The organism is Streptomyces guryensis (assembly GCF_021261325.1).
In the GTDB taxonomy this organism is placed as follows: Bacteria; Actinomycetota; Actinomycetes; order Streptomycetales; family Streptomycetaceae; genus Streptomyces; species Streptomyces guryensis.
In genome coordinates this window covers 438,922-457,848 of sequence record NZ_JAJSBI010000004.1, presented here as the reverse complement: position 1 = coordinate 457,848, position 18,927 = coordinate 438,922, and the positions used below count along the sequence as shown (strand labels likewise).

General features: G+C 69.2%; 13 protein-coding genes. 6 read left to right on the top strand and 7 right to left on the bottom strand.

Features of this window, described 5'->3' with window-relative positions; genetic code table 11:
* Positions 1–6: 6 nt before the first annotated feature.
* The 4 genes from LJ657_RS11605 to LJ657_RS11590 all read right to left on the bottom strand — a co-directional run bounded on the left by LJ657_RS11605 (position 7) and on the right by LJ657_RS11590 (position 5,623).
* The gene (locus LJ657_RS11605; RefSeq protein ID WP_232648431.1) at positions 7–2,019 is read right to left on the bottom strand and encodes an NAD(+) synthase; all 2,013 of its coding nucleotides are present in this window, start codon (positions 2,017–2,019) and stop codon (positions 7–9) included.
* 144 nt (positions 2,020–2,163) lie between these two features.
* The gene (locus LJ657_RS11600) at positions 2,164–4,101 is read right to left on the bottom strand and encodes a S53 family peptidase (RefSeq protein ID WP_232648359.1); all 1,938 of its coding nucleotides are present in this window, start codon (positions 4,099–4,101) and stop codon (positions 2,164–2,166) included.
* 213 nt (positions 4,102–4,314) lie between these two features.
* The gene (locus LJ657_RS11595) at positions 4,315–4,947 is read right to left on the bottom strand and encodes a DUF305 domain-containing protein (RefSeq protein ID WP_232648358.1); all 633 of its coding nucleotides are present in this window, start codon (positions 4,945–4,947) and stop codon (positions 4,315–4,317) included.
* 1 nt (position 4,948) lies between these two features.
* Positions 4,949–5,623, bottom strand: coding sequence for a thioredoxin-like domain-containing protein (locus tag LJ657_RS11590; protein WP_232648357.1), 675 nt, complete (start codon positions 5,621–5,623; stop codon positions 4,949–4,951).
* A gap of 355 nt (positions 5,624–5,978) precedes the next feature.
* Here LJ657_RS11590 and glnA2 point away from each other — a divergent pair, with 355 nt between their 5' ends.
* On the top strand, positions 5,979–7,340 hold the full coding sequence (glnA2, locus tag LJ657_RS11585) for a gamma-glutamylpolyamine synthetase GlnA2 (RefSeq protein ID WP_232648356.1): 1,362 nt from the start codon (positions 5,979–5,981) through the stop codon (positions 7,338–7,340).
* A gap of 95 nt (positions 7,341–7,435) precedes the next feature.
* Here glnA2 and LJ657_RS11580 read toward each other — a convergent pair whose 3' ends face one another.
* A complete protein-coding gene (locus LJ657_RS11580; protein ID WP_232648355.1) occupies positions 7,436–7,870 on the bottom strand; it encodes a VOC family protein in 435 nt (144 codons plus the stop codon).
* A 184-nt stretch (positions 7,871–8,054) separates the two neighbouring features.
* Between LJ657_RS11580 and LJ657_RS11575 the strand changes: the two genes are divergently transcribed.
* A complete protein-coding gene (locus LJ657_RS11575) occupies positions 8,055–11,051 on the top strand; it encodes a bifunctional [glutamine synthetase] adenylyltransferase/[glutamine synthetase]-adenylyl-L-tyrosine phosphorylase (protein WP_232648354.1) in 2,997 nt (998 codons plus the stop codon).
* 90 nt (positions 11,052–11,141) lie between these two features.
* Here LJ657_RS11575 and LJ657_RS11570 read toward each other — a convergent pair whose 3' ends face one another.
* Together LJ657_RS11570 and LJ657_RS11565 are read right to left on the bottom strand one after the other, a co-directional pair.
* Entirely contained in the window at positions 11,142–12,017 is an 876-nt protein-coding gene (locus LJ657_RS11570; protein ID WP_232648353.1) for a phosphatase PAP2 family protein, read from the bottom strand.
* Positions 12,018–12,148: 131 nt separating this feature from the next.
* The gene (locus LJ657_RS11565; RefSeq protein ID WP_232648352.1) at positions 12,149–13,183 is read right to left on the bottom strand and encodes a LacI family DNA-binding transcriptional regulator; all 1,035 of its coding nucleotides are present in this window, start codon (positions 13,181–13,183) and stop codon (positions 12,149–12,151) included.
* Positions 13,184–13,575: 392 nt separating this feature from the next.
* Here LJ657_RS11565 and LJ657_RS11560 point away from each other — a divergent pair, with 392 nt between their 5' ends.
* The 4 genes from LJ657_RS11560 to LJ657_RS11545 all read left to right on the top strand — a co-directional run bounded on the left by LJ657_RS11560 (position 13,576) and on the right by LJ657_RS11545 (position 18,852).
* The gene (locus LJ657_RS11560; protein ID WP_232648351.1) at positions 13,576–14,850 is read left to right on the top strand and encodes an extracellular solute-binding protein; all 1,275 of its coding nucleotides are present in this window, start codon (positions 13,576–13,578) and stop codon (positions 14,848–14,850) included.
* Between the two features lie 134 nt (positions 14,851–14,984).
* The gene (locus tag LJ657_RS11555) at positions 14,985–15,989 is read left to right on the top strand and encodes a carbohydrate ABC transporter permease (protein WP_232648350.1); all 1,005 of its coding nucleotides are present in this window, start codon (positions 14,985–14,987) and stop codon (positions 15,987–15,989) included.
* A gap of 13 nt (positions 15,990–16,002) precedes the next feature.
* Positions 16,003–16,923 (top strand): sugar ABC transporter permease, encoded by a 921-nt coding sequence (locus LJ657_RS11550; RefSeq protein ID WP_232648349.1) that lies wholly within the window; start codon positions 16,003–16,005, stop codon positions 16,921–16,923.
* A gap of 246 nt (positions 16,924–17,169) precedes the next feature.
* Positions 17,170–18,852 carry a glycoside hydrolase family 13 protein gene (locus LJ657_RS11545; RefSeq protein WP_232648348.1) on the top strand — a complete coding sequence of 561 codons (1,683 nt, stop codon included), beginning with the start codon at positions 17,170–17,172 and terminating at the stop codon, positions 18,850–18,852.
* The last annotated feature ends 75 nt before the right edge of the window (positions 18,853–18,927 follow it).

Here is an 18,927-nt window from a genome sequence, read left to right as displayed (position 1 = left end):
ACCGGACTAGTCGAACCGGGAAAGATCCCGCAGCCAGACGGCCGCCGAACTGTCCGACGGCGCCCGCCAATCCCCCCGCGGCGACAGCGAACCCCCCGCCGAGACCTTCGGCCCATTGGGCATCGCCGAGCGCTTGAACTGCGCGAACGCGAAGAAGCGGCGGCAGAAGACCTCCAGCCACTGGCGGATCTCCGGCAGGTCGTAAGCCACCCGCTTGGCGTCAGGGAAGCCGGGCGGCCAAGCACCGGCATCGACGTCGTGCCAGGCGTGCCACGCCAGGAAGGCGATCTTCGACGGCCGGAAGCCGTACCGCAGCACATGGAAGAGCGTGAAGTCGTGCAGCGCGTACGGCCCGATCTTCGACTCCGTCGACTGCATCTCCTCACCCGGCACCAGCTCCGGGCTGATCTCGGTGTCGAGGATCGCCGCCAGGATCTTCCCCGTCTCCTCGTCGAACTGCCCGCTGCTGATGACCCATCGGATCAGATGCTGGATCAGGGTCTTCGGCACGCCCGAGTTGACGTTGTAGTGGCTCATCTGGTCGCCCACGCCGTACGTGGACCAGCCGAGCGCCAGCTCCGACAGATCACCGGTGCCCAGCACGATCCCGCCCCGCTGGTTGGCGAGCCGGAACAAGTAGTCAGTCCTCAGTCCCGCCTGCACGTTCTCGAAGGTGACGTCGTACACCGGCTCACCCGAGGCGAACGGATGCCCCATCTCCTGCAGCATCAGCCGCGCCGTAGGCGTGATGTCCAGCTCGGCCGCCGTGACCCCCAGAGAGCGCATCAGCGCGTGCGCGTTGGCCTTGGTGTGGTCGCTCGTGGCGAAGCCGGGCAGCGTCCAGGCCAGGATGTCGCTGCGCGGGCGGCCCGCGCGGTCCATCGCACGCGCGGCGACGATCAGTGCGTGCGTGGAGTCCAGGCCTCCGGACACGCCGATGACCACCTTCGGGCCACCGATCGAAGCCAGCCGCTGCTGCAGGCCCTCGACCTGGATGTTGTACGCCTCGTAGCAGTCCTGCGCGAGGCGCTCGGCGTCGGCCGGCACGAACGGGAAACGCTCCAGGCGACGGCGCAGCCCCAGGTCGGTGAGCGGCGGATCGAGCTCGAAGCCGACCGTGCGGAAGTCATCGGTCCGCCCGCGGTGCGTACGGCGGTTGTCGTCGAACGTGCCCATCCGCTGCCGCTCCTGGCGCAGCAGGTCCAGGTCGACGTCGGCGATCGCGTACTCGTCGCCGAGCGGGAACCGCTCGGTCTCGGCCAGCAGCGCGCCGTTCTCGTAGACCATGGCCTGCCCGTCCCAGGACAGGTCGGTGGTCGACTCGCCGAGCCCGGCCGCCGCGTAGACGTACGCGGCCAGACAGCGTGAGGATGCCGAGCGGCACAGCAGCTTGCGGTCCTCGGCCCGTCCGACCGTGATCGGACTGCCCGAGAGGTTGACCAGCACGGTTGCGCCGGCGAGGGCCGCCTCCGCGCTCGGCGGCACCGGCACCCACATGTCCTCGCAGATCTCCGCGTGCAGCACGAGCCCGGGGACGTCGTCGGCGGCGAACAGCAGGTCCACGCCGAACGGCACGGACTCGCCGCCGACGCGGATCGATCCACCCCGCTCGTCGGCGCCGTCGGCGATCTGCCGGCGCTCGTAGAACTCCCGGTAGTTCGGCGGATACGACTTCGGTACGACACCGAGGATGCGGCCGCGGTGCACGATCACCGCGCAGTTGTAGACCCTGTTGCGGTGGCGCAGCGGGGCCCCGACGACGAGGACCGGCAGCAGCCCCGCCGAGCCCGCCACCACCTCCCCGAGCGCCTTCTCGACCTGGTCGAGCAGGGCGTCCTGCAGCAGCAGGTCCTCGATGGAGTAGCCGCACAGCACCATCTCCGGGAAGACGGCGACCGCGACCCCCTCCTCGGCGCATCGGCGCGCATGGCGCAGGACCGCTTCGGCGTTGGCATGCGGGTCGGCGATGACGGTGTGGCCCGTACATGCGGCGACGCGTGCGAAGCCGTGCTGATACATCGACCAGAAGTTCAATTCAGGCACGAGCGCCAGTGTAATCGTCAGAGCGACGCGATGGGGTGGCGGGGCTGCCCTCGCACGCCGAAGGGGCGCGGGATGACCACATCCCGCGCCCCTCCGTACGGTGCCGTTGCCGGCGCTGCCTCAGTGGCCCTTGTACGACTCGACGTAGCCGTTCGCGGGCGAGCCCACGCCGGTGACGTCGTCGTAGCCCTTGACCGCGGACAGCGAGCTGTCCTTGCCGAGGCTGCGGACCGAGGTGGCCAGACCACCGGTGGCGTCATACCCGTTGACGAAGTCCACGCGCGCCTCCGCCAGGCCGGAGCCCGTCGGGTTGTCGGTCACGTCGTGGAACACGCCCTTGCCGTACCGGGCGTAGATCTCCGGGTTGGCGAAACCGATGACCTTGCCCCGTGCCTCCTGGGCCAGCGCCTGGACGGCCGCGATGACCGGAGCGGCGAGCGAGGTGCCGCCGATGCGGTACTCGTCGTACGCCTGGGTCTTCCCGTCCGGCAGGGTCTGGGTCTGCCCGACGAGGAAGCCGGTGTTCGGGTCGGCGATCGCCGCGATGTCCGGGACGACGCGGTTGCCGTCGGCGCTGTTGGCCGTGGCGAGCGCGTCGGGGACGATGCCCTTCTGGTAGTAGGGCTCGGCGACCGTCTTGCTGGTGCCGCCGCCCGCACCCGAGGTGAACGCGCCGGGGAAGTTGGTCCAGCTCTTGCCGTCCGCGGACAGCAGGGCCTTCTTGGTGCCCCAGCCGGTTTCCCACTGGTAGTTGTTGCTCTTGCCGACCGCCAGCGAGGTACCGCCGACCGCCGTCACCCAGGCCGAGTTGGCCGGGGTGTCGACCTGCTTCGTACCGGTGTTGGCGACCTCGTCGCCGTTGTCACCGGAGGAGAAGTAGAAGCCGATGCCCTCGACCGCGCCGAACTGGAACACCTGGTCGTAGGCGGCCGCGAGGTCGGGCGTCTGGTTGGCCTCGATGTCGCCCCACGAGTTGGAGACGATGTCGGCGAGGTGGTTGTCGACCACCTTGCTCAGCGAGTCCAGCAGGTCGTTGTCCAGGCACGAGGCGGCACCCACATAGGTGACGTCCGCGGCCGGCGCGACCGCGTGCACGGCCTCGACGTCCAGGGTCTCCTCGCCGTACCAGCCGGCCGCCTTGCAGTCCTTGACGTTCGTGTAGCTCTTCGGCAGGACCTGGTGCAGCTGCCCGGTCGACCACTTGGCGTCACGGTGCTTGCCCGCGTACGTCTGCGCGTCGAACGCGATGTACGGCGAGGCGTACGCGTCCGTGATGGCGACCTTGACGCCCTTGCCGGTGTACTTGCCCGCACCGTAGGCGGCACGCAGCTGCTTGCCGGTGTAGCCCTGGATCGCGTACGGGATCTTCGAGCCGTAGGCGTCGGGCAGGGTGCTCGCGGTGTTCGAGCCGTAGTACGACGAGAACGGCCCGGAGTTGCGGAACACGGTCTCCGGCTGCGGCAGCTGGTCGTCGTGGGTCGACTTGTGCGGCGCGTTGTCCAGGCCGGTGACGGTCAGGACGGCGCCCTTGAGACTGTCCGGGACGGAGGCGGCCTTCGCCGGCGCCCGGTAGGTCTTCGACCCCTTGGTGTAGTTGTGCAGAGAGGTGCCGAACGCCTTCTCGGCGGCGGCCACGTCACCGGTGACGGAGACGTAGTGCTGCGTGACGCCCGTGACCTTCAGGCCCGCGGACCTCAGCCACGACTTGACCGCGGCCACCTGGGCCTTGGTCGCGCCGAATCGGGCCTGGGCCTTCTTGGCGCTCAGGTACTTGCCGTACGAGGCCGAGCTCGGGTCGGACACGGCCTTCGCGTACTCGGCGAGGCCGGCGGCGTCCTTGCCCGCGAAATAGACCCGGGCGGAGACCTGGGCGCTGTTCGAGGTGGCGCCCTTGTCCGCCTTGGCCGTCGCCCACGCGGGCTTGGTGCCCGCGAGCGCGTTCCGGCCGGGGTTGTCCGCGGCGTGCGCCGCGGGTATGCCGAGCGCCAGCGCACCGGCGATCATGGGCAGTGTCGCCGCCATGCTCACGGTGCGCAGTTTGGCGCGGTTGGATCTCATGGAACCCCCTGCAATGCGGTTCTTCGCATGTGTGGTCGGTCGTCGCTGTGATCCGCGTAGACAACCCGCTCCGCGGCGGAGGCGCGGGCATTGGATCAAGCGATGGGGGTCACTCTTTCGATGAACTGTTCATGCCAGGGGAATGCGAAAGCCAAGAGAAACCCAAGGAACCGTCATCCAGGGCGATTTGAGGCTTTCGTTCTCGCTGGAGAGTTATGAACGCGCTTTCGCTCCCCGCTCCTTGAGCATGTCCGCCATCAGCTTGATCTCCGACTGCTGGGCGTCGACCATGCCCTGCGCGAGACTCTTCTCCACGCCGACCCCGCACTTGGCGACACAGCCCTCGGCCATGTGGATCCCGCCCTTGTGATGGTCCGTCATCAACTGCAGGTAGAAGACCTCGGCCTGCCTGCCGCTCAGCGTGCCGAGCTTCGTCAGCTCCGTGTTGGTCGCCATGCCCGGCATCAGCGCGCCGTCCTTGCCGGAGGCCATGTCGCCCATGCCCATCCAGGTCATCGGCGGATCCGCCGACACCTTCGGCAGCCCCCACAGATCCAGCCAGCCCAGCAGCATGCCGCGCTGGTTGGCCTGCGTCTGCGCGATGTCGTAGGCGAGCCGCCGCACTTCCGCGTTCTTGGTGCGGTCGCGCACGATGTACGACATCTCGACGGCCTGCTGGTGATGTACCGCCATGTCCCGCGCGAACCCCGCGTCCGCGGAGTCGGCGGACGGCGTGCTCGCGCCCGGGTCCGCCCCGTTGTCCTCGGCGACCGCGTAGGTGATCGCGCCCGCGGCGACGAGCGCGGCCGCCGCGGCCCCCGCGATCCAGCCGATGTGCTTCTTCATGTCACATCGTCCCGCCGGTGCAGGAGGCACCCGGTTCCGGGGTCTGCTTGCCCTGGACGTACGTCTCGAAGAACTTGGCGACCTTCGGGTCGTCGGCGCTCGTCACACTCAGCTGGTGCCCCCACGCCGACAGCTCGATCGGGGAGGTCTGGCTGGAGTACGGGCTCATCAGCGAGTACGGCGTCTGCTTCACCTTCGCCGCCAGCTTGTCCACGTCGGACTTCTTCGCCTTGTCGGTGTACGTCACCCAGACCGCGCCGTGCTCCAGGGCGTGGACGGCGTTCTCGTCGTGCACGGCCTTGGTGTAGACGTCGCCGTTGCAGTTGAGCCAGACCTGGTTGTGGTTGCCGCCGACGGGCGGGTGCATCGGGTAGTTCACGGTCCCGGTGACATGGTTGCGGGCCAGCTTGCCCGTCCACGTCCGCACCCCGTCCGTGCCGGTGACGAAGTGCCCCTTGCCGTCGCCCGAGGAGGTGGTGTCGCTCGCCGTGTCGCTCTTCTTGCCGTCCTGCGACTTCACGATGAAGACACCGCCCACCACCAGACCGGCGACGACCAGCACGCTCGCACCGATCGTCAGGATCCGGTTGCGCCGCTCGCGGGCCTGCTCGGCACGCCGCATCTCCTCTATTCGCGCCTTGCGTGCCGCGCTGCTGCTCTTCTTGGCGGTGGCCATCGCAGTGTCCTTCTGGGGGAATCGGGTGGGGGGTGAGAAAAAATGACGGTCGGGTCGCCTGATCGTAGTGGGAGAGTGGTGACTTTTTGCAGACGGGGCACGGGAAAGCCGGGTCCTGCCAAGGTGCTCGTCACCTTCTGCCGGGCCTCCCATTACGGATGTCGGTCCGAGCAGGCAAGATGGTCTGTGGAGCAGTACACCCGCTGTTGGTGAGGCGTTCAGACCGGAGTCGCCCGGTCGATCATGGTCGGCAACGCGCACGAAACGCTGTTGTGGTGTGATGCTCAGGTGCCCGACCGCCTCCTGCGGGACACGGAGACAGGCGGCCTGACCAGCAAGGATGGGGAAGCGGAAGATGGACAAGCAGCAGGAGTTCGTGCTCCGGACCTTGGAGGAGCGCGACATCCGGTTCGTACGGCTGTGGTTCACGGACGTGCTGGGCTTCCTCAAGTCCGTCGCCGTGGCCCCGGCCGAGCTGGAACAGGCCTTCGACGAGGGCATCGGCTTCGACGGCTCGGCCATCGAGGGCTTCGCCCGGGTCTACGAGTCCGACATGATCGCCAAGCCGGACCCGTCGACCTTCCAGATCCTGCCCTGGCGCGCCGAGGCCCCAGGCACCGCCCGTATGTTCTGCGACATCCTCATGCCGGACGGCTCCCCGTCCTTCGCCGACCCGCGCTACGTCCTCAAGCGCGCCCTGACCCGCGGCTCCGACCTGGGCTTCACCTTCTACACCCACCCGGAGATCGAGTTCTTCCTGCTGAAGGACCGCCCGCTGGACGGCACGCGCCCGACGCCCGCCGACAACTCGGGCTACTTCGACCACACCCCCCAGAACATCGGCATGGACTTCCGCCGCCAGGCGATCACCATGCTGGAGTCGATGGGCATCTCGGTCGAGTTCTCCCACCACGAGGGCGCCCCGGGCCAGCAGGAGATCGACCTCCGGTACGCCGACGCGCTCTCCACGGCGGACAACATCATGACGTTCCGCCTGGTCATGAAGCAGGTGGCACTGGAGCAGGGCGTCCAGGCGACCTTCATGCCCAAGCCGTTCTCGGAGCACCCGGGCTCGGGCATGCACACGCACCTCTCCCTCTTCGAGGGCGACCGGAACGCGTTCTACGAGTCCGGCTCGGAGTACCAGCTCTCCAAGGTCGGCCGCTCCTTCATCGCGGGCCTGCTCAAGCACGCGGCGGAGATCTCCGCGGTCACCAACCAGTGGGTGAACTCCTACAAGCGCATCTGGGGCGGCTCGGAGCGCACCGCCGGCGCCGGCGGCGAGGCCCCCTCCTACATCTGCTGGGGCCACAACAACCGCTCGGCCCTGGTCCGCGTCCCGATGTACAAGCCCGGCAAGACGGGCTCCGCGCGCGTGGAGGTCCGCTCCCTGGACTCCGGCGCCAACCCGTACCTGTCGTACGCGGTCCTGCTGGCCGCCGGCCTCAAGGGCATCGAGGAGGGCTACGAGCTCCCGCCCGGCGCCGAGGACGACGTCTGGGCCCTCTCGGACGCCGAGCGCCGCGCGATGGGCATCGAACCGCTCCCGCAGAACCTCGGCGAGGCGCTCACCCTGATGGAGCGCAGCGACCTGGTCGCCGAGACCCTGGGCGAGCACGTCTTCGACTTCTTCCTGCGCAACAAGCGCCAGGAATGGGAGGAGTACCGCAGCGAGGTGACCGCCTTCGAGCTGCGGAAGAACCTGCCGGTTCTGTAGAGCTTCGCCGTAGGGGCGCGGGGAGTCTGCGACAGTGCGGCCCGGTGGGGGCCTGCCGCGCAGTTCCCCGCGCCCCTAGAGGTTGGTCAGGATGGTCACTGCGCCGCCAGTTTGGCCAGCACCGCGTGCAGCGGCTCCGTCTCGCGGCGCCGGTACTCCTGGATGGCCCACCCGTTGCCGTCGGGGTCCTTGAAGTACATGAACGTGGCCCCGTCCTGCGGGGCGAACTGCTGCGGCTCACTGACGTCGAGGCCGCGCGCCGTCAGCTCCTCGTACGCCGCCTTCGCGTCCGTCACGCACAGCTGCATCCCGTGGTACGTCCCCGGCTGCGGCGTCCCGGTGGGCACCTGCAGCCCGTCGACCAGGGCGATCGAACACCCCGACCCGGGCGGGGTGAGCTGCACGATCCGCACCCCCTCCATCACCTCGCCGTCGAGGTCGACGTGGAAACCGACCTTGTCGCGGTAGAACTCCTTGGCCCGGTCCACGTCGGAGACCGGCAGCAGGATCACTTCGAGACTCATGTCCATGGAGCGACTCCTTTGTCGTACATCAGTCATGTGTGTCGTACGTCGGTGGTGCGTCGGCGCTGCCCCAGTCATACGGCACGTGAACGTGGCAGGGCCACGGCTCGGGGAGAACGGCCCGGCGCTTCTGTCAGTGTCTCCGGTTAGGCTCGGCCCAGTACGACCTTGATCCGACAGGAGGACGGGGATGACGGTGCCCGGGCGCAGGAGCAGTACCTTCACGCGGCTGCTGCGGCACGGGTTCACCGACCCCTCCGCCGCCGAGCGGCTGCTCGACAGCGCGGAGCTCATGCCCGTGCGGGACGACCCGGTGCTGCTCGACGCCCTGGGGGCGACCGCCGACCCCGACCTGGCGCTGCTCGGTCTGGTGCGGCTCCTCGAAGCCCAGCCGGGGACCACCGCGCGCCGCGAGCTGCTGGACACGCTGATAGCGGCCAAGCCGCTGCGCGACCGCCTGCTCGGTGTGCTCGGCGCGTCCGCCGCGCTCGCCGACCATCTGGCCCGGCATCCGCGCGACTGGGAGGCGCTGGTCACCTACGAGCCGCGGGACCTGCACCCGGGGGTGGAGGAGTTCGAGCGGGGCCTCGCGGAGGCCACCGACCCCGTCACCCTGCGTGTCGCCTACCGGCGCTGCCTGCTGTCCATCGCCGCCCGTGACGTGTGCGGCACCACCGACCTCGCCGAGTCCGCCGCCGAGCTCGCCGACCTCGCCACCGCCACCCTGCGCGCCGCCCTCGCGATCGCCCGGGCCGCCGCGCCCGAGGACGCCGCGCTGTGCCGGCTCGCGGTGATCGCGATGGGCAAGTGCGGCGGCCACGAGCTGAACTATGTGTCCGACGTCGACGTGATCTTCGTGGGCGAGGCCGTCGACGGGGCCGACGAGGGCAAGGCCCTGCGCTCCGCCACCAAACTCGCCTCGCACATGATGCGGATCTGCTCCGAGACGACCGTCGAGGGGTCCATCTGGCCGGTCGACGCCAACCTGCGCCCCGAGGGCCGGAACGGCCCGCTCGTCCGCACCCTCTCCAGCCACCTCGCCTACTACCAGCGCTGGGCCAAGACCTGGGAGTTCCAGGCGCTGCTCAAGGCCCGCCCGGTGGCCGGCGACATCGAGCTCGGCGAGGAGTACGTCGCCGCCCTCGAACCCCTCGTCTGGCAGGCCGCCGAGCGGGAGAACTTCGTCGCCGACGTCCAGAAGATGCGCCGCCGGGTCGTCGAGAACATCCCCGTGGCCGAGATCGACCGCGAGCTGAAGCTCGGCCCCGGCGGCCTCCGGGACGTCGAGTTCGCCGTACAGCTGCTGCAGCTGGTGCACGGGCGGGCGGACGCCGCGCTGCGCAGCGGCACCACGCTGGACGCGCTGCAGGCGCTGGCGGCGGGCGGGTACGTGGGGCGGGCCGACGCCGTGCAGCTCGACGAGGCGTATCGGTTCCTGCGGTCCATGGAGCATCGGATCCAGCTGTACCGGCTGCGGCGCACGCATCTGGTGCCGGAGGACGAGGCCGACCAGCGGCGCATCGGGCGCTCGCTCGGCCTGCGCGTCGACCCGGTGGCCGAGCTGAACCGCGAGTGGCGGCGGCACGCGGCCGTCGTACGCCGTCTGCACGAGAAGCTCTTCTACCGCCCGCTGCTCGACACGTTCGCCCAACTCGCCCCCGGCGAGGCCAGGTTGAGCCCGGAGGCGGCGAGGGAGCGGCTGGTCGCGCTCGGGTACGGCGACCCGGCCGCCGCCCTGCGCCACCTGGAGGCGCTGGCCTCCGGGGTGACGAGAAAGGCCGCCATCCAGCGGACCCTGCTGCCGGTGCTCCTCGGCTGGTTCGCGGACTCCGCCGACCCGGACGCGGGCCTGCTGAACTTCCGCAAGGTGTCGGACGCGCTCGGCAGGACCCCCTGGTATCTGCGGCTGCTGCGGGACGAGGGCGCGGCGGCCGAGAACCTCGCCCGCGTGCTGTCCGCCGGACGCCTCGCCCCCGACCTGCTGATGCGCGCCCCGGAGGCGGTGGCCCTGCTCGGCGACGGCGACGGCGGGGGACTGGAGCCGCGCGAGCGGGCCCACCTGGAGCAGGAGATCCTCGCCGCCGTCGGCCGCGCGGAGAACGCACAGCAGGCGGTCACCGCGGCCCGCGGCGTCCGCCGCCGCGAGCTGTTCCGCACGGCCGCGGTCGACATCGTCGGCTCGTACGGCACCGAGACCCAGCCCGCCGAGGCCGACCGGGGCGCGCTGGTGGACCTGGTCGGCGGCGCGGTCTCCGACCTTACGGCGGCGACGCTCGCCGGGACGCTGCGTGCGGTGGTGCGGGACGGCTGGGGCGACACGCTGCCGACCCGTTTCGCCGTCATCGGCATGGGCCGCTTCGGGGGGCACGAGCTGGGCTACGGCTCCGACGCGGACGTGATCTTCGTGCACGAGCCGTGCGAGGGGGTGCCGGAGCGGGAGGCCTCGGAGGCCGCGGGCCGGGTCGTCTCCGAGATGCGGCGACTGCTGCAGATCCCGAGCGCGGATCCGCCGCTGCTGATCGACGCGGACCTGCGGCCCGAGGGCAAGTCCGGGCCGCTCGTACGGACCCTGAAGTCGTACGAGGCCTACTACCGCCGCTGGTCCCTGGTCTGGGAGTCGCAGGCGCTGCTGCGGGCCGAGCCGGTGGCCGGGGACGAGGAGCTGGGGCGGTCCTTCGTCGAGCTGATCGATCCGCTGCGGTACCCGGCGGAGGGGCTCGGGGACGACGCCGTACGGGAGATCCGGCGGCTGAAGGCCCGCATGGAGTCCGAGCGGCTGCCGCGGGGCGCCGACCCCAAGCTGCACACCAAACTCGGGCCGGGCGGCCTGTCCGACGTCGAATGGACCGTGCAGCTGCTCCAGCTGCAGCACGGCTGGGCCGAGCCGGTCCTGCGGACGACCCGTACCCGGGAGGCACTCGTCGCGGCGTGCGCCGCCGAGCTGATCTCGGCCGAGGACGCGTCGATCCTGGACGAGGCATGGGTGCTGGCCACTCGCGTGCGCAACGCCGTGATGCTGGTGCGCGGCCGTGCGGGGGACACCTTCCCGTCGGACGGGCGTGAACTGGCGGCGGTGGGGCGGTACCTGGGGTACGGGGACGGGCACGTGGGGGACATGCTCGATGCGTATCGCCGTACGGCGCGGCGGGCCAGGGCCGTGGTGGAGGTGCTGTTCTACGGGGCGTAGGGAAGATCTCGGCCGCGGGCGCATTACGGTTGCTCGCCGCGCAGATCCCCGCGCCTTTGAAGGGCACGTCACCGGCGGGGATGCGCGCCGTCAGGGGCGCGGGGAACTGCGCGACCAGCCACGATGGCGCTGCAGACGATCGGCGGCCGGCTCCTCCGGCAGGGCATACGGCAGCACCCCGTACCAGACCCGAGCCACCGCGAACCCGAACCCCAGGCACAGCAGCCCCCCCACCGCATCCAGCCAGAAGTGGTTGGCGGTGGCAACGATCACCGTCAGTGTCACCACCGGATACAGAAGACCCAGCACCCGCACCCACGGCACCTTGGCGAGTGCGAAGATCGTCAGCCCGCACCACACCGACCACCCGATGTGCATGGACGGCATCGCGGCGTACTGGTTCGACATGTGCTTCAGGTCCCCGGAGGCCATCGACCCCCAGGTCTGATGGACCATGACCGTGTCGATGAAGGTGCTGCCGTTCATGAGCCGCGGCGGCGCCAGCGGATACAGGTAGTAACCGACCAGAGCCACACCCGTCGTCGCGAACAGCACCAGACGCGTCGCCGCATAGCGGCCCGGGTGACTACGGTAGAGCCACACCAGTACACCCAGAGTCACCACGAAGTGCAGCGTGGCGTAGTAGTAGTTCATGCCGACGATCAGCCAAGTCGCCGAGTTCACGGCGTGGTTGACCGACTCCTCGACGGCGATGCCGAGATGGTGCTCCATCCGCCACAGCCAGTCGGCGTTGCGCAGCGCCTGGCCGCGCTGTTCCGGAACCGCGTTGCGGATCAGTGAGTAAGTCCAGTAACTCACCGCGATCAGAACGATCTCGAACCAGAGGCGGGGCCGGCGCGGGGTGCGCAGTCGGCGCAGGAAGCCCGGCCCGTGCACGGCCGTAAGGGAGTCAGGAACGGCCGTCTGTTCACGGTCGCCCAGACTGGTTACGGTCGAGTCACCCATGGGCACAAAGTCTGCCAGAAACGCCTTCTGCGACCGATCATCCCGCGGTTGGGTTCGGCCCGCATGTTCTACAACAGACGGATGTGTGCGCCTACTCCCGACGCACTGCGCGAATCTCCGGATTCTCCGCCCTAGGGACGATTCCGGTCCCCAGGCGCCGAAGCGGTCGAACCACGTACCACCAGCTCCGGCATGAACACGAACTCACTGTGGGGCGCGGGCGTCCCGCCGATTTCCTCCAGCAACGTACGCACCGCCGCCTGTCCCATCGCCGGGACCGGCTTGCGGACCGTGGTCAGCGGCGGATCCGTGAAAGCGATCAGGGGGGAGTCGTCGAAGCCCACCACCGAGACGTCCCGCGGGACTTCGAGGCCGAGCTGGCGTGCCGCGCGTATCGCGCCGAGCGCCATCATGTCGCTCGCGCACACCACCGCCGTACAGTCACGGCCGATCAGCGCGGTGGCGGCGGCCTGGCCGCCCTCCAGGGTGTAGAGCGAGTGCTGGACCAGCTCCGTCTCGATGGTCTGCGCGCTCAGGCCGGTCTGTTCCTGCATCGAGCGCACGAAGCCCTCGATCTTGCGCTGCACCGGCACGAAGCGCTTGGGGCCGAGGGCCAGACCGATCCGTACATGCCCCAGTGACACCAGGTGCGTGACCGCCAGCGTCATCGCCGCGCGGTCGTCGGGGGAGATGAACGGCGCCTGCACCTTCGGCGAGAAGCCGTCCACCAGCACATACGGCACGCCCTGCGCGCGCAGCCGCTCGTAGCGCTCCATGTCGGCCGTGGTGTCGGCGTGCAGCCCGGAGACGTAGATGATGCCGGCGACCCCGCGGTCGACGAGCATCTCCGTCAGCTCGTCCTCGGTGGATCCGCCCGGGGTCTGGGTGGCGAGCACCGGGGTGTAGCCCTGCCGGGTCAGGGCCTGGCCGATCACCTGGGCCAGCGCCGGGAAGATCGGGTTCTCCAGTTCCGGAGTTATCAGGCCCACCAGGCCCTCGCTGCGCTGTCGCAGCCGTACCGGGCGCTCGTAGCCCAGGACGTCGAGGGCGGCGAGCACGGACTGGCGGGTGGTGGCGGCGACGCCCGGCTTGCCGTTGAGGACGCGGCTGACGGTCGCCTCGCTCACCCCCGCCTGGGCGGCGATGTCGGCAAGCCGTGTGGTCACAGGGGTGGACTGTACCGGTCGACTGTCGCTTTGCACACCAATCGGGCGCCGGGCGCGAGCTGTTGCACGGCCCCGGGCGGGTTGCTGCGTCATCGCGGTCCCTCGTGTTCTGGTGGGCGCCTGGTTCGGCAAGAGCTTGCAGAGTCTTGCACAAGACTCCCACGGCCCGCTCAGCGGCTTCAATACTCGGTTGCGCGGGGGTCGAGGAGAGGTCACGGGGACGTAACTCTCGCGCCGTCTTGCAATTTTTTGCTGCAAGACCTTTCGCGCAGCTTTCAACGCTGTTACGTTCACGTCGCCCGGCGGCGGCAACGGCGCAGTCGGCACGACAGCAGGAACGGCAGACGGGGCCGCACCTGCACCACACGGGCTTTCACCCTCAAGGAGAACTCATGCGGCGTGGCATAGCGGCCACCGCGCTGGTGGCGTCCCTCGCCCTGGCGGCGACGGCGTGCGGCGGAAGTGGCAGCGGCAGCGACAAGAGCAGCGGCCCGGTCACCATCACCTGGTGGGACACCTCCAACGCCACCAATGAGGCGCCGACGTACAAGGCCCTGGTCAGCCAGTTCGAGGCCGCCAACAAGGACATCAAGGTCAACTACGTCAACGTCCCCTTCGACCAGGCGCAGAACAAGTTCGACACCGCCGCCGGCTCCAAGGGCGCCCCCGACGTACTGCGCTCCGAGGTCGGCTGGACCCCCGCCTTCGCCAAGAAGGGCTACTTCCTGCCGCTGGACGGCACGGAGGCCCTCAAGGACCAGAGCAAGTTCCGCTCCAACCTGATCGAGCAGGCCAAGTACGACGGCAAGACCTACGGCGTCCCGCTGGTCACCGACACCCTCGCCCTCGTCTACAACAAGGCCCTCTTCAAGAAGGCCGGCATCACCGAGGCCCCCAAGACCTGGGACGAGCTGAAGGCCGACGCCGCCAAGATCGACTCCAAGGCCAAGGTCTACGGCTACTGGGGCTCCACCCAGTCCTATTACGCGCAGACCTTCCTCTACGGCGAGGGCACCGACACCGTCGACGCCACCGCCAAGAAGATCACCGTGAACTCGGCCCCCGCGAAGAAGGCCTACGGCACCTGGCTGAGCCTCTTCAAGGGACAGGGCCTGCACAAGGCCGACACCACCGCCGACGCGTACGCCCACATCCAGGACGCGTTCGTCAACGGCAAGGTCGCCTCGATCATCCAGGGCCCCTGGGAGATCACGAACTTCTACAAGGGCTCGGCCTTCAAGGACAAGTCCAACCTCGGCATCGCCACCGTCCCGGCCGGTTCCACCGGCAAGGCGGGCGCCCCGACCGGCGGTCACAACCTTTCGGTCTACGCCGGTTCGGACTCCGCCCACCAGAAGGCGGCTCTCAAGTTCGTGAACTTCATGACCTCCGCGAAGTCCCAGACGGAGATCGCCCTGAAGAACTCCACCCTGCCGACCCGCGACGACGCCTACACCGCCGAGGTCAAGGCCGACCCGGGCATCGCCGGCTTCCAGACCGTCCTGCCCGCCGCCCAGCCGCGCCCGGCGCTGCCCGAGTACAGCTCCCTGTGGACCCCGCTGGACACCGAGCTGACCTCCATCGCCGGCGGCAAGGAGTCCCTCGACAAGGGCCTGAGCAACGCCGAGCTCGCCATGGCCAAGCTGGTGCCGGACTTCAGCAAGTGATCCCCGAGTGACCGTCGGGTCCGCCATTTCATGGGGGGACGGACCCGGCGGTCACCGGCCTGCGCCCAGCCCGCCCGCCGCTTTGACTGCCGTAGAACTTCCCAGGCCGTAGAACTCCCCAGAAGGTGTCGAACATGACAGTCGCCATCGACCGCGCCACCGGCAAACGCCACGGTGACCGCGCGCCACGGCCCGGGTTGGGCGGGCGCTTCAAGCGCAGCTACCAGAAGTACTGGTACGCGTACGCGATGATCGCCCCGGTGATCATCGTGCTCGGCGCCCTCGTGCTGTACCCGTTGGTGTACGGCCTGTACCTGACGCTGACGGACGCCAACAGCCTCAACACCGCGCGCACGATCGGCGTCAACCACATCGACGCCACCTACAAGTTCATCGGGCTCGACAACTACAAGGACATCCTGTTCGGCCCGACGGCGTACGACCGCTTCTGGTCGCACTTCATCTGGACGATCGTGTGGACGGCGGTCTGTGTGACCCTGCACTACACGATCGGCCTCGGCCTCGCCCTGCTCCTGAACCAGAAGCTGCGCGGCCGCACCCTCTACCGGCTGATCCTCATCCTGCCGTGGGCCGTGCCGACCTTCGTCACCGTCTTCGGCTGGCGCTTCATGCTTGCCGACGGCGGCATCATCAACACCGTCCTGCACGCCCTCCATCTGCCGCAACCCTCATGGCTGGAGGACACCTTCTGGCAGCGGTTCGCCGCGATCATGGTCAACACCTGGTGCGGTGTGCCCTTCATGATGCTCTCGCTGCTCGGCGGACTTCAGGCCATCGACTCCTCGCTGTACGAGGCCGCCGAGATGGACGGCGCCAGCAGCTGGCAGCGGTTCCGGTACGTCACCCTGCCGGGCCTGAGGTCGGTCAGCTCCACCGTCGTACTCCTCGGCATCATCTGGACCTTCAACCAGTTCGCCATCATCTTCCTGCTGTTCGGCAACACCGCCCCGGACGCCCAGATCCTGGTCACCTGGGCGTACTACCTCGGCTTCGGGCAGCAGCCGCGCGACTTCGCGCAGTCGGCCACCTACGGCATCCTGCTGTTGGCCATTCTGATCGTCTTCACCTCCTTCTACCGCCGCTGGCTGAACCGCAATGAGCAGCAGCTCGCGATCTGAGGCAGGAGTCACCATGAGCACAGCAACACCCCCCGAGATCAAGTCCGGCCGCCCGGTGACCCCGCAGGTCCTCGCCAACTCGCGGCTCCGACCGGTCCGCCGCCGAGGCAACAGCAGCTCGACCGCCCGCCTCGTCTCGCACGGCATCCTGATCGTCGCGAGCCTGATCGCACTCTTCCCGGTGGCCTGGCTGGTCTACCTGTCCCTCGGTCCGGACAAGGACGACTATCTGCACCCCGGCGGCATCTGGGGCAAGATGTCGCTGACCAACTACTCGTTCGTGCTGGAGCACACTCAGTTCTTCGACTGGCTGCTGACCACGGCGGTCGTCACGCTCGGCACCACCCTCATCGGTGTGCTGATCTCCGCCACCACCGGCTACGCCGTCTCGCGGATGCGCTTCCCCGGCTACAAGAAGTTCATGTGGGTGCTCCTGGTCACCCAGATGTTCCCGGTGGCCGTACTCATGGTGCCGATGTACCAGATCCTCTCGGACCTGCAGCTCATCGACACCTATCTCGGGCTCATCCTCGTCTACTGCTCCACCGTCGTCCCGTACTGCGCGTGGCTGATGAAGGGCTACTTCGACACCATCCCGTTCGAGATCGACGAGGCCGGACGTGTCGACGGTCTGTCCCCCTTCGGCACGTTCGCGCGACTGATCATTCCACTCGCCAAGCCGGGCCTGGCGGTTGCGGCCTTCTACACCTTCCTCACGGCCTTCGGCGAGGTCGCCTTCGCCTCGACGTTCATGCTGTCCGACACGAAGTACACCTTCGCCGTCGGACTCCAGACCTTCGTCAGCGAGCACGACGCCCAGCGCAACCTCATGGCTGCCACCGCGGTGCTGATCGCGATACCCGTGTCCGCGTTCTTCTACCTCGTGCAGAAGAACCTGGTGACCGGGCTCACCGCGGGCGGCACGAAGGGCTGACCGCCGGTTGAGCCGCGACAGGCCGCCGTTCCCCTGCGGCGCCATGGTGGCCGGTCGCGCCGACGCGGCGGTAGCCGCAAATTCAACACAGCCCCGCGCCCCCTCGGGGGCGCTGCCCCCCCGCCCCCCTGAGACCCGAGGCGGTCGCGGTGTCCATCCGACCCCGCTGTCACCGCGGCCGCCTCGTCACCACAGTCGCCGTACGCCCACCACTGACCCGATGACTCCTCCCGCATCAAGGACGCCATGAGCCAGCAGCAGTCCACCGACCCGGCCCCGACCTCCGCTGTAGCCACCGTCGCCAAGCGCCGTGACTGGTGGCGGGACGCGGTGATCTACCAGGTCTATCCGCGCAGCTTCGCCGACAGCAACGGTGATGGCATGGGTGATCTGGAGGGCGTACGTTCCCGACTCCCGTATCTGCGCGACCTCGGCGTGGACGCCGTGTGGCTCAGCCCCTTCTACGCCTCCCCGCAGGCCGACGCCGGCTACGACGTCGCCGACTACCGGGCCGTGGACGCCATGTTCGGCAACCTCCTCGACGCCGACGCACTGATCCGTGACGCCCGCGACCTCGGCCTCCGGATCATCGTCGACCTCGTCCCCAACCACTCCTCGGACCAGCACGAGTGGTTCAAGCGGGCGCTGCGGGAGGGGCCCGGATCGTCGCTCCGGGACCGCTACCACTTCCGTCCCGGCAAGGGGGAGGACGGCGAACTCCCGCCCAACGACTGGGAGTCCATCTTCGGCGGCCCGGCCTGGACCCGCGTCACCGAGCCGGACGGCACCCCGGGGGAGTGGTACCTCCACCTGTTCGCCCCCGAGCAGCCCGACTTCAACTGGGAACACCCGGCGGTGGGCGACGAGTTCCGCTCGATCCTGCGCTTCTGGCTGGACATGGGCGTCGACGGCTTCCGTATCGACGTGGCCCATGGCCTGGTCAAGGCGGAGGGCCTGCCCGACCTCGGCTCCCACGAACAGCTGAAGCTGCTGGGCAACGATGTCATGCCGTTCTTCGACCAGGACGGCGTGCACGAGATCTACCGTCAGTGGCGCACGATCCTCGACGAGTACTCCGGTGAGCGCATCTTCGTGGCCGAGGCATGGACGCCGACCGTCGAGCGCACGGCGAACTACGTCCGCCCGGACGAGCTCCACCAGGCCTTCAACTTCCAGTACCTGGCGACCGACTGGGACGCCGACGAACTCCGCAAGGTCGTCGACCGCACCCTGGAGGCGATGCGCCCGGTCGGCGCCCCCGCCACCTGGGTCCTCTCCAACCACGACGTGACCCGCCACGCCACCCGCTTCGCCAACCCGCCCGGCCTCGGCACCCAGATCCGGCTGGCCGGCGACCGCGCGCTGGGGCTCAGGCGTGCCAGGGCCGCCACGCTGCTGATGCTGGCGCTGCCCGGCTCGGCATATGTCTACCAGGGCGAGGAACTCGGCCTCCCGGACGTCGTCGACCTGCCCGACGAGGTGCGCCAGGACCCGGCGTACTTCCGCGGCGCGGGCCAGGACGGCTTCCGCGACGGCTGCCGGGTGCCGATCCCGTGGACCCGCACGGGATCCTCGTACGGCTTCGGCGACGGCGGCAGTTGGCTTCCGCAGCCCGAGGGCTGGGGCGAGCTGAGCGTCGAGGCGCAGACCGGCGTCCCCGGCTCGACCCTGGAGCTGTACCGCACCGCCCTCGCCGCCCGCCGCGAGCAGCCCGACCTGGGCGCGGGCGACACGCTGGAGTGGCTGCGCGCCCCCGAGGGCGTACTCGCCTTCCGGCGCGGGGAGTTCGTGTGCGTCGCCAACACGAGCGGCGAGTCGGTGACGACCCCGGCGTACGGCCGCGTCCTGCTCACCAGCGGCGAGATCACCGAGGCGGACGGCGAAACGAAGGTGCCGGCGGACACGACGGTGTGGTTCACCACCGCCTGACCCGACTGCCGGGGGCCTGACGGCCTTTCTGAAAGTTCTTGCATCAACTTCACGCGGCCCGCTGCCTTTTCAGGC

Excerpts from the sequence above, each read along its gene's own strand:
- LJ657_RS11605 (WP_232648431.1), bottom strand. The coding sequence starts at position 2,019 with ATGTATCAGCACGGCTTCGCACGCGTCGCCGCATGTACGGGCCACACC.
- LJ657_RS11600 (WP_232648359.1), bottom strand. The coding sequence starts at position 4,101 with ATGAGATCCAACCGCGCCAAACTGCGCACCGTGAGCATGGCGGCGACA.
- LJ657_RS11595 (WP_232648358.1), bottom strand. The coding sequence starts at position 4,947 with ATGAAGAAGCACATCGGCTGGATCGCGGGGGCCGCGGCGGCCGCGCTC.
- LJ657_RS11590 (WP_232648357.1), bottom strand. The coding sequence starts at position 5,623 with ATGGCCACCGCCAAGAAGAGCAGCAGCGCGGCACGCAAGGCGCGAATA.
- glnA2 (WP_232648356.1), top strand. The coding sequence starts at position 5,979 with ATGGACAAGCAGCAGGAGTTCGTGCTCCGGACCTTGGAGGAGCGCGAC.
- LJ657_RS11580 (WP_232648355.1), bottom strand. The coding sequence starts at position 7,870 with ATGGACATGAGTCTCGAAGTGATCCTGCTGCCGGTCTCCGACGTGGAC.
- LJ657_RS11575 (WP_232648354.1), top strand. The coding sequence starts at position 8,055 with ATGACGGTGCCCGGGCGCAGGAGCAGTACCTTCACGCGGCTGCTGCGG.
- LJ657_RS11570 (WP_232648353.1), bottom strand. The coding sequence starts at position 12,017 with ATGGGTGACTCGACCGTAACCAGTCTGGGCGACCGTGAACAGACGGCC.
- LJ657_RS11560 (WP_232648351.1), top strand. The coding sequence starts at position 13,576 with ATGCGGCGTGGCATAGCGGCCACCGCGCTGGTGGCGTCCCTCGCCCTG.
- LJ657_RS11555 (WP_232648350.1), top strand. The coding sequence starts at position 14,985 with ATGACAGTCGCCATCGACCGCGCCACCGGCAAACGCCACGGTGACCGC.
- LJ657_RS11550 (WP_232648349.1), top strand. The coding sequence starts at position 16,003 with ATGAGCACAGCAACACCCCCCGAGATCAAGTCCGGCCGCCCGGTGACC.
- LJ657_RS11545 (WP_232648348.1), top strand. The coding sequence starts at position 17,170 with ATGAGCCAGCAGCAGTCCACCGACCCGGCCCCGACCTCCGCTGTAGCC.